The following is an 8,323-nucleotide window of genomic DNA, read 5'->3' on the forward strand; positions in this document are numbered from 1 at the left end:
CCTCCAACTCGTCGGCGTAGCCCCGGGCGCGGCCTGCTGCTGACTCCTGTATCTGCTCGCCCACCCCCGGGTCCGGGAACCACCGCGCGTAGGGCACAGAGGCCGCCAGCGACGACGACAGCCGCTCACAGACCGGGCAGCCCTCCCCATCCTCGGACCCGATGGCGTCGGCGGCCTCGAAGGCGTCTTCGTGTTCGCCCGCCTCCATGTGGTCCGCGTAGGCGCGGAGGCAGTCGATCATGTGGCGCAGCTTTGCCTCCACGAAGTCGCTACTGCTCATGCTCCTCCAGCTTCGGGCAGTCCGAGGGTGGCGCCCCCGTCTTGTCGAGGTTGAACAGCGGGCAGCCGCACAGGTCGCAGGTCGGAACCTTCCCACCCGTGTTGTGCGGGCAGTTCGCGCAGGCCGAGCGGTCGAAGCCGTGTCCCCACTCGTGGTCCGCTGACGGGTCCACATCGAGAACCTTGTCGAATATCCCCATTACGCCCGTGGCTACGGGCGCACGGTACTAAGATCCTACGCAGCCCGGCTGACTGCTTCCAGCGCGTCGGTCCCGAGCAGGTCTTCGGGGTCGAACCCGAGCGGGTCGTCAAAGATGGCCCCGGAGAGGTTGTGAACCACCGACGCGAACCGCTCGTCCATCGGGTCCGGATCGACGCCCCCGGACGAGGCGCGACCACCCAGCCAATCTCGGAGGAACGACGACTGGTCGATCACGTCCTCGTAGTTCGAGAGCGGGACCGGCGAGTTGCCCGCAGAGGCCATCATCTGCGCGTCCTCCGTGGGGATCTCGATGAACGTGTTGTCGTCCATCTCGCGGATCTCTACGTCCATCCCACCACACTCCTCACGGACGACTTCGATCGCGGCCTGTGCTGCCCGAGAGCAGGAGTCTGACTCGTCTGGCATACCTCCACGTACTGAGTCGCGCGGCTTAGTCGTTGCGCCGGAAGCAGTCGTTGAGCGTGTCGGCCGGGATCTGCTCGGCGCGCTCGGTGCGCCGGCCTACGCACTCGTCTATCTTGGTCTTGTAGATTACAGCCCCGTAGGTGCCGCTTTCGCCGGCTTCACCCTCGGGGTAGACCCCATCAAACTCCGGCCACAGCAGGTGGTTGATGGGCTGGGCGACCGTCCCCTCCGGCTCGGTCTCGACGGACTGCTCTGCGAGGGCGGTGGCGCTGATCACATCTTCCACAAACTCGTCGGTGTCGAACCCGTAGAGGTCCTGTAGCTCGGGTGTTCCGAACAGCACGTCCCGAGCCTTCCGCTTGAGGCGGCGATCGGGTCTGTCTCGTTCCTCTGGGAAGCTGCTCTCCCCGCGTCGGACACGGGTCGCAGCCCGGGCCATCTCTATCCCGAGGTCGTTGAGCGACACCGTGGTCTGGAAGTCTTCGGGCCTGATTGGGTTCGAGAGCGCGTTCTCCAGCACGAACACCTCTTGGCCGGCGTCGGCGTTGTCCTCGGCTGCCTCTCGGGTGGTGAAGGCGTAGACGCCCGTCCCGAGGCCGCCTGTGTCGCGGGATCCGGTAAACCGGCCGCCGTAGGTCTCACCGATCGACGGTACACCGACGCGATACAGGTCGAGGCCGTCCAGACCAGCACGCTTGCGGATCTCGTCTTTGTAGCCGTCAGTCATACAGGGATGTACGCCGGCAGTTGGGCCGGGTCCGTGATAGTATCTACCCCGTTCGTGGCGAGTAGAAACTCCTCGCGGGCGATACCGCCGTTTGACTTCCACTCGCGGTCGTCCTCGACCACGACTAACCAGTACGGCTCTTCGCGCCCGTTAAGGACTGGATCGTCTCTCCGGATCAGCGGGGCAAGCGTTTCACCTTGCTCTCGTGTGGACATGGCCGTTATCGACTCCTCGCGGCCGAAGCCTCCCATCCCGAACCCTTCAAACTCGGCCAGCGCACCCTGTACGGAGCCGCCGACCGCCTTTTGCGTGTGGACAACGCTGAGACCGCCTATCAGGGCCTCACCCACCTCCAGCGTGGGGCTGTACGCGAACCACTCCTCCTCGGTAGAGTAGGTCTCCGACGTGGCGGTAAACTCCAGATTCTCGCGTTTCGTCTTGTGGATACCACCCTCCTCCCACGTCAGTCCGAGGACCCGCCCGTCCTCGGCAGAGCGGATCTCTCCGTTCGAGAGGGTGTCTATCCGCGCGAGGAGGCCGGGGTTGTCGTCAAACCAGTCGATATTATACTCGATGGGCTGAGGCCGTGGGTCGATCCGCGCCGGGTCGAAAACGAGGACAGTCCCAACTTCAGAGAGCTTCTGGGAGAACTTGGCGCTGCCGGCGAGCCGTTGAGAGAGGCCACCAGCGATTAGCTCTGTCTCCTTGCGGACGACTGTGAGCGCGTCCTCGGCGCTCTTAGGCCGCACGTCGTCCACCGCCTCCTCGTCCTCCTCGACGTACCACACGTCCACCTCGTCGGCCTCGATGGTTGGGAAGCCGAAGTCCCCGCCGCGGTACAGGTTGCCCGTTGAGGCTATTCCAGCCCGCTCCCGGATGGCGTCTTTGAACCCGTCCATCTACCCGCCCTCGGGAGCGCGCTGCTGAAGGATGGCCTCGGCGGTCTCAGCGAGGCGTGGTCCTTCGTGGTACGCGGGGATCTGGACGGCGGCTCTCATAGCCCCCCCGCGCGGATCCCGGAGAGCGCGTCTTCCAGCACGTCGCTATCTTCCAGCACCTCGACCGCGGCCTCTTCGCTGTCCTCGATCGCCCGCCGAAACTCGCCGTACTCGGCCACGCCCTGCGTCCGGCGCGGCTCGTCCATGTCGGCTACCGCGTCGAGGATCTTCGTACAGACTGGGCAGTCTTCGTCGTCCATCATCTCGCGGATGGCTGCTGGAGTGGTGTCTTCCCGGGCCGAACCCTTGGGGTCAGACCCTTGATCACGGGCTGCGGCTTTCGCCAGCGCCTTCGCCTCGGCCTCGCGCTGCTTCTGCTTGGCCTTCTCCAGTTCGGACATCTCGTCGCTGACGAGGTAGTCAGCCACGTAGCCCGTGACCTTCGAGGAGACCACTCGGGCGACCTGTTCGTTGAGCGTCGGCATGGGCGTGTATCGAGCAGCGGTACCAATAAGTCTCAGGGCCGGTGACAACAGGTGTATGTCAGGTATTGAAGAAGCACTCCGGGAGCGGGCCAACGACAGCGACGACATCCGCGAACCGTTCATCTCCGTGGTCGTGACCGTGGAGGAGGACGTGGACTTTCAGGAGGCACAGCTTGAGGTTGCCGGGATCCGCCGGGACGTAGAACAGCAGCTAACCCGGTCCTCGGGGCTGGTCGAGACGGTGAGCCAAGACTACACCGTGGACTCGTTCGCGGCCGAGACGATCTCGGGGATGGAGTGGGCCGACCTGCGGGAGATCAAGACCGCGCTGGAGGGCGCCGTCTCCGACGCCGGGTACACGATCAAGGGCACGTCGGTCATGGCGGAGACGAGACGGCCCTCGTTCTAACCCCACGTTTTTACTCCATCGGTCTCGTTCGTGGCGATATGGCTTACGCCAACTGCGAGAACGAAGACTGTGACAAGGACGAGTGGTGGCTCCAGAAGCCGCCGGAAGAGTACGCCAGCGGCGGCCCGAAGTGCCCGGAGTGTGGGACCACTCGCGTCCGAATCGGTGAGCCGGACCAGTCAGCCGAGGCCGCCCAGCCCGAGCCAGCCGAACCAGAGCCGTCTCAGAGGCAACAGCAGCCGGCGCGGCAGCAAGACGCCCCGGCAGCCGAAGGCGCACTCCAGAGCCGCGAGAGTGCCCTCCAAGCGGGCGCGCAGGTCGGCTCGCTGGTGGCTGACATGGGAACGGGCAGCCCCGAGGAGAAGGCCGAGACGCAGGGGAAGCTCACCACCGCGCTTGGGTCGGCTATCGCCAGCGTCGGACAGGAGATGGCCGAGAAGAAGATGGAGAACGTCAACCGCGCGAAGCAGGCGGACCAGTCGAGCGTGGAGACCGTGGACGACTACGTTCGCTGCCCGTCCTGTGACGGGCAGATCACCGACCTCCCGCCGGCCGGCGAGCAGTTCCGGTGCCCCTCGTGTGGCGAACTGCTTGAGTCGTCCTAAATCGCGGTCAGGTACAGCAGCGCCACGAGAATCACGACGAGGATCACGAGCGGGACCGCGGCGCTGTCGGTACCGAGCGTGAGCGAGTCGATCAGGTTCTCGAACGGGTTTCCGCCGCTGTCGCTGTCGCCGTCGCCGTCTTCGCCGCCCGGCGGGTCAGGATCGGGGCGTAGGCCGCTCCCGCCATCGTCGGGCGACGGCACAACGAGTTGGAACGTCTCAATCCCCCCTTCCCCTGAGCCGGGCGCCCTAACCTCTACCGAGAAGGTGTATGTCCCCGGCTCTGTTGGGGCGGGGAACCCAAACTCGTGTGTCCTGCGGCTGGGAGTGAACCCTCCAGCGGCAAGGCAGTCGGTCACAGTTTGGCCGTCAGTCCAGTCAGGTTGGATAGTGACCTCCGACTCCAGCCCGTTAGTCAGTCCGTCAGTACATTGGTCTGGGTTAAGCGGGGTGATAACCGTCCGCTCGTTCACCATATCGACAGCGATGTCTACGACCCCGCCCGCCGGCACCTCCTCGGGGGCGCGCACGTCTTCCGCGTACCAGAGCGGCCCTGTGGCGTCAGTCTGGAGGACGAAAGTGTCCGAAAACGGGTTGTTCGCGGTTATCGCGTTCCCAGACACCGCACCTCCGGGCGTTTCAGCGAACGAGGCGTCAAACTGGAGATCCATCTCAGATCACCAGCAGCGCGACGACGATCAGCGCCAGCAGCCCGAGACCACCGAGGACGGCCGGGTCGTCCGGGATACCGATACCGCCCATGTCCGGGGGCGTGGTGCCGCCGTCCCCCCCGCCACCACCGCCACCGCCGCCTGTGGTGTCCTCGGTGACAGTCACGGTGCCGCACGAAGTGTTCGACGCGGTAACGGTCCCGGTGAGCGGATCATCAAACCTGACGTTCATACACGGTATTCTACGGGCGCAGGTCAAAATCCTTTCCCCGTAGAATATTGAGTCGGGGTTTCCTCCCGAACCCGGAAGCACGCTCTTGAACAGTTGTTAGAACCAGAGGTTCAGTCGTCGGTCATGCGTGGTGGTCACGCACTTTGATGGTGTGGAAGCGAGGCACCGTGACTCCCTCAGCGGCGGCGATCCGGCGGGTTATGATCTCGGCTACGTCGAGCTGGACGTGCGAGATCGACTGTCCCGGCGTGTCGTAGTAGATTCGGCCACCAACCTGCTCAACCGACCCCCGCGGGGCGGCAACAAGGTTATACAACTCCCCCGCCCGATCGAGGCCGCCTCTACTAAACCCGCTAGACGGCTCAAAGCACGGTTGAGGCGTCTGACTCCGTGTACCCTCCGCGCGGAGAAGGGACTTGCGAACCGAAAAGTCGTCGCGGGCCGACCCGTCGCCAAGCTCGTTCTGGAGGACGCTTTCGGCCACGTCGATCACGTCGTGGACCGGCTCTCTATCGTTGGTGTCAACAGTTACCTTCCGCCCGCGGCCGGTCATATTGACTCCTGTGCCCGTCTCTTCTGCTACTGCGTCTGCTGCCGCCTGTAGCACCTGACGGGTTGGTCTCTGGCCTGTTGGCACGTCAAAGACAAGTCGGGTCTGTTCGCCCATCCGGGTCCGGATCGCTTTCGTCATATCGTCTGCCATGCTACATTGTACCCTATTTAACCGTATTAAGTGCGTCGGCAAGTACGTCAGCGTCCTCTAGCACCTCTCACTCCAAACCCGGAAACGGACCTGCGGCACCGACACTTTTACTGATAGCGGCCATACCGCCGCGTATGGCAAACTGTGGAACCATCACGGTCGTCCCGGCATTCGACTGAGTGTGGACGCCTCGCGCGCCTGACTGCGGGCCGTACTCTTTTGGCAGGACGCGCCGAACGGGGAGACATGGCGCTCGACGTAGAGATCCTAAACGTGGAGGACACAGGCAACACCCTCGAAGTTGCTGTGTCCGTCAGTACAGAGACGGTGGAGACTATTGACTACGAGATCAACATCAACGACACCGGAACCGGCGGTACTGTCACCCGGAGCGGAACGCTTGTCGGGGGCGCCGGCTCGTTCCCCGGAGACGCGGAGATCCGCGACGTGTCCTTCGGTATCGGGGACACAACAGGGGGGACCGTCACGGCACAAGTCACGGCCCCGGAAGAGTACGTCGGCGTACAGGATCAGGTCATGTGGGGCGAGCAGGGCGGCAGCATCGGCCTGACCAACTGCGACGTGTCCCAGTCGAACGGCGACCTCACCGTTTCGTACACGCTCGCCCCATCCGGGGACGCCAGCGGTGACACCCGCGTTAACATCGACGTGGACGGCCGCAGCGTGGCGTCGGCGGTCAACTTCGTGCCGCCGAGGGGAGGGTCGTTCACCCAGACGATCCCCGCCGACGATCTCCCCGTAGGCACCGATATGCCTGTGGAGATCGAGGTCGAGGGAAATTTTAGCGAGTGCGGGACCGTCACCGTCGAGGAAGACGATCCCGCAGACGGCCCGGTGGACGACCAAGAGCCGCCAGAACCCGACCCGGTAGCCCCGAGCATTACAGACTGCTCGATAGAGAACGAGGACCCGCTTCGCGTCCGGCTGACGGTAGACGGGGACGGCTCTCGCGGGAGCGCAACGGCGTCGGTCCGTGTAGGCGGGTTTGAGGTGTGGACAGAAGCGGTCAACTACACCCTCAACCCCGTCGAAAGCGTCATAGAAGTCCCGAGCGACCAGTTACCGACTGGGCGTAACATGAACGTCGAGGTCAGCCTCGTATGACTAAGCTCGCCAACGCCGCGGCTCTCGGCGCGGCCGCGGCAGGAGTCTCAGGCGTCACTACGGGTGTTATCCTTCGCTCCGCAACGGACGCCCCTAACAGGGAGATAGCGGAGGTGGCGGTGACAGCAGCCCTGCTGGCTGCTCTCGCAGCCGCCCCAGCAGGTCTCCTGACCGATTAGTCGCCGTCGGAATCCTGCCGCCAACGTCGTTCTTCTTCAGACACCTCCTCCAGTTCGTCCTCGACATCCGCAAACGGCGAGCGGCCGTCCTTCTCACGCCGGAGGTAGTCGCGGACTGTCCCGTTCTCCCGCAGGTTCCGCTCGATCTCGCGGGGGTCCACGGTCCGGCCGTCGTCGCTCTCAGCGATCGACAGCGCCACTACCGCGTCCACCAGCTTCCCTTGCGTCTCATGGGTCTCCTGCTGGGACTGCCGGATTTCGGGGATCATCTGGACGTTCGAGACCATTGACCGCAGCAGGCCGTTGTACGCGCTCTTGAGAGCAGAGCCGAGGGCGATCACAGCCAGCACTATATCGAGGTGGGTCAGGATCGCGTTCGGCTCCATCTACGCGCCACGCTCCGTTGCCTGCTGCCCTTCGACGCGCCACTCCACATCGGCGTCGTCAAGCGCGTTCTGCGCCCGCTCTACACCCTCGGCCGCGTCGAACGACGGGCCTTTGAACAGGTGATCGAACCACAGGTCCGGGCGGTAACTGTTCGCCTCGGCGTGGACGAACAGGTCGTACCGTCCATCCTCGCGGCGGAACACCGTCACGTCCACCTGATATCGGCGGAGCCAGCGGGGGAGCATCTGGAGCGGCTTCGGGCCGTAGTACCAGACGAACGTGGCGCGCTCCTTCCGACCGTCAGGCGCGGTCTTGTACCCGTTCAACAGCGGCACCTCGACCTCGCGGACCTGATCGAGCGTGAGCGCGAGCGGCTTCGGGTCCAGTTCGACCGTCGCCGCGTACTCGTTCGGCTCGGAGTCGTTCTCCACCTCTATGTCGAACGGCAGGTAGCGGTAGACTACCCGCTGAAGGATGGGCGCTGCGACCCGGCGCACGATGTTCCAAACGACGACGTAGCGCGGGTGAAACAGCACGGAACCGAAGTAGGCGCGGGCTGCGATCCCGGTCAGCACGACGGCGACCGCCGCCGCACCGACCTCGACGTTCGGGCCTAACAGTTCGCGGAGAACGCGAAGTAGTTGCGGTGGTAGCATCTCATTACAGCCGTTTCGGGCGCGGAGTTAAAACCGTGTGGGGGGGTCGTATCAACCGGGCTACGGGTTATCGACGATCACGAATCCCTCACCATCTTCGCCATCAGCACCATCTTGGCCCCCCCTTCCCAAAAAGGCTCCACCAGCCCCACCACTTCCACCGACACCGCCCGAGAAGTCCTGAGAAGTGGGAGAGATTTCAGCAGAACGGGCAACGACAAAGACAGCACCACCGCCCCCGCCACCACCACCGCCACCGCCCTGCCCACCCGAATTACTTGTATCGTCGCCGTCCTCTC

At 64.4% G+C, this 8,323-nt stretch carries 16 protein-coding genes; 4 read left to right on the forward strand and 12 right to left on the reverse strand.

The window, feature by feature from the left end; translation table 11 throughout:
- The 6 genes from Q0116_RS00005 to Q0116_RS00030 form a co-directional block, all read right to left on the reverse strand.
- A partial coding sequence (locus Q0116_RS00005) for a hypothetical protein (RefSeq protein ID WP_297884340.1) occupies window positions 1–280 on the reverse strand: 280 nt, incomplete at its 3' end.
- The gene (locus Q0116_RS00010; protein WP_297884341.1) at window positions 270–452 is read right to left on the reverse strand and encodes a hypothetical protein; all 183 of its coding nucleotides are present in this window, start codon (window positions 450–452) and stop codon (window positions 270–272) included. The genes Q0116_RS00005 and Q0116_RS00010, both read right to left, overlap by 11 nt.
- A 62-nt stretch (window positions 453–514) precedes the next feature.
- Window positions 515–907, reverse strand: coding sequence for a hypothetical protein (locus Q0116_RS00015; protein ID WP_297884343.1), 393 nt, complete (start codon window positions 905–907; stop codon window positions 515–517).
- Between the two features lie 25 nt (window positions 908–932).
- Window positions 933–1,634 carry a hypothetical protein gene (locus Q0116_RS00020; protein ID WP_297884345.1) on the reverse strand — a complete coding sequence of 234 codons (702 nt, stop codon included), beginning with the start codon at window positions 1,632–1,634 and terminating at the stop codon, window positions 933–935.
- Complete coding sequence (locus tag Q0116_RS00025; protein WP_297884346.1) at window positions 1,631–2,533, reverse strand: hypothetical protein; 903 nt, start codon at window positions 2,531–2,533, stop codon at window positions 1,631–1,633. The genes Q0116_RS00020 and Q0116_RS00025 overlap by 4 nt, the downstream gene beginning before the upstream one ends.
- 95 nt (window positions 2,534–2,628) lie before the next feature.
- Complete coding sequence (locus Q0116_RS00030) at window positions 2,629–3,057, reverse strand: hypothetical protein (protein ID WP_297884347.1); 429 nt, start codon at window positions 3,055–3,057, stop codon at window positions 2,629–2,631.
- A gap of 55 nt (window positions 3,058–3,112) precedes the next feature.
- Here Q0116_RS00030 and Q0116_RS00035 point away from each other — a divergent pair, with 55 nt between their 5' ends.
- Window positions 3,113–3,466, forward strand: coding sequence for a hypothetical protein (locus Q0116_RS00035; protein WP_297884349.1), 354 nt, complete (start codon window positions 3,113–3,115; stop codon window positions 3,464–3,466).
- Window positions 3,467–3,504: 38 nt separating this feature from the next.
- A complete protein-coding gene (locus Q0116_RS00040) occupies window positions 3,505–4,071 on the forward strand; it encodes a hypothetical protein (protein ID WP_297884350.1) in 567 nt (188 codons plus the stop codon).
- Here the strand turns inward: Q0116_RS00040 and Q0116_RS00045 are convergent.
- The 3 genes from Q0116_RS00045 to Q0116_RS00055 form a co-directional block, all read right to left on the reverse strand.
- On the reverse strand, window positions 4,068–4,742 hold the full coding sequence (locus Q0116_RS00045) for a hypothetical protein (protein WP_297884351.1): 675 nt from the start codon (window positions 4,740–4,742) through the stop codon (window positions 4,068–4,070). The genes Q0116_RS00040 and Q0116_RS00045 overlap by 4 nt on opposite strands.
- Window position 4,743: 1 nt before the next feature.
- Complete coding sequence (locus Q0116_RS00050) at window positions 4,744–4,974, reverse strand: hypothetical protein (protein ID WP_297884352.1); 231 nt, start codon at window positions 4,972–4,974, stop codon at window positions 4,744–4,746.
- 121 nt (window positions 4,975–5,095) lie between these two features.
- Entirely contained in the window at window positions 5,096–5,677 is a 582-nt protein-coding gene (locus tag Q0116_RS00055) for a hypothetical protein (RefSeq protein ID WP_297884353.1), read from the reverse strand.
- Window positions 5,678–5,923: 246 nt separating this feature from the next.
- Here Q0116_RS00055 and Q0116_RS00060 point away from each other — a divergent pair, with 246 nt between their 5' ends.
- Both Q0116_RS00060 and Q0116_RS00065 read left to right on the forward strand, forming a co-directional pair.
- Window positions 5,924–6,802, forward strand: a complete 879-nt coding sequence (locus tag Q0116_RS00060) for a hypothetical protein (protein WP_297884355.1) — start codon at window positions 5,924–5,926, stop codon at window positions 6,800–6,802.
- Window positions 6,799–6,981: a hypothetical protein gene (locus Q0116_RS00065; RefSeq protein ID WP_297884357.1), complete on the forward strand. Its 183-nt coding sequence runs from the start codon at window positions 6,799–6,801 to the stop codon at window positions 6,979–6,981. Before Q0116_RS00060 ends, Q0116_RS00065 begins: the two co-directional genes overlap by 4 nt.
- Here Q0116_RS00065 and Q0116_RS00070 read toward each other — a convergent pair.
- The 3 genes from Q0116_RS00070 to Q0116_RS00080 form a co-directional block, all read right to left on the reverse strand.
- Complete coding sequence (locus Q0116_RS00070; RefSeq protein WP_297884358.1) at window positions 6,978–7,367, reverse strand: hypothetical protein; 390 nt, start codon at window positions 7,365–7,367, stop codon at window positions 6,978–6,980. The two genes, Q0116_RS00065 and Q0116_RS00070, sit on opposite strands and share 4 nt — an antisense overlap.
- Window positions 7,368–8,024, reverse strand: a complete 657-nt coding sequence (locus Q0116_RS00075) for a hypothetical protein (RefSeq protein ID WP_297884360.1) — start codon at window positions 8,022–8,024, stop codon at window positions 7,368–7,370.
- A gap of 77 nt (window positions 8,025–8,101) precedes the next feature.
- On the reverse strand, window positions 8,102–8,323 hold a 222-nt coding region (locus Q0116_RS00080; protein WP_297884362.1), incomplete at its 5' end, for a hypothetical protein.

Source organism: uncultured Halorubrum sp. (assembly GCF_937146585.1).
Lineage (GTDB): Archaea > Halobacteriota > Halobacteria > Halobacteriales > Haloferacaceae > Halorubrum > Halorubrum miltondacostae.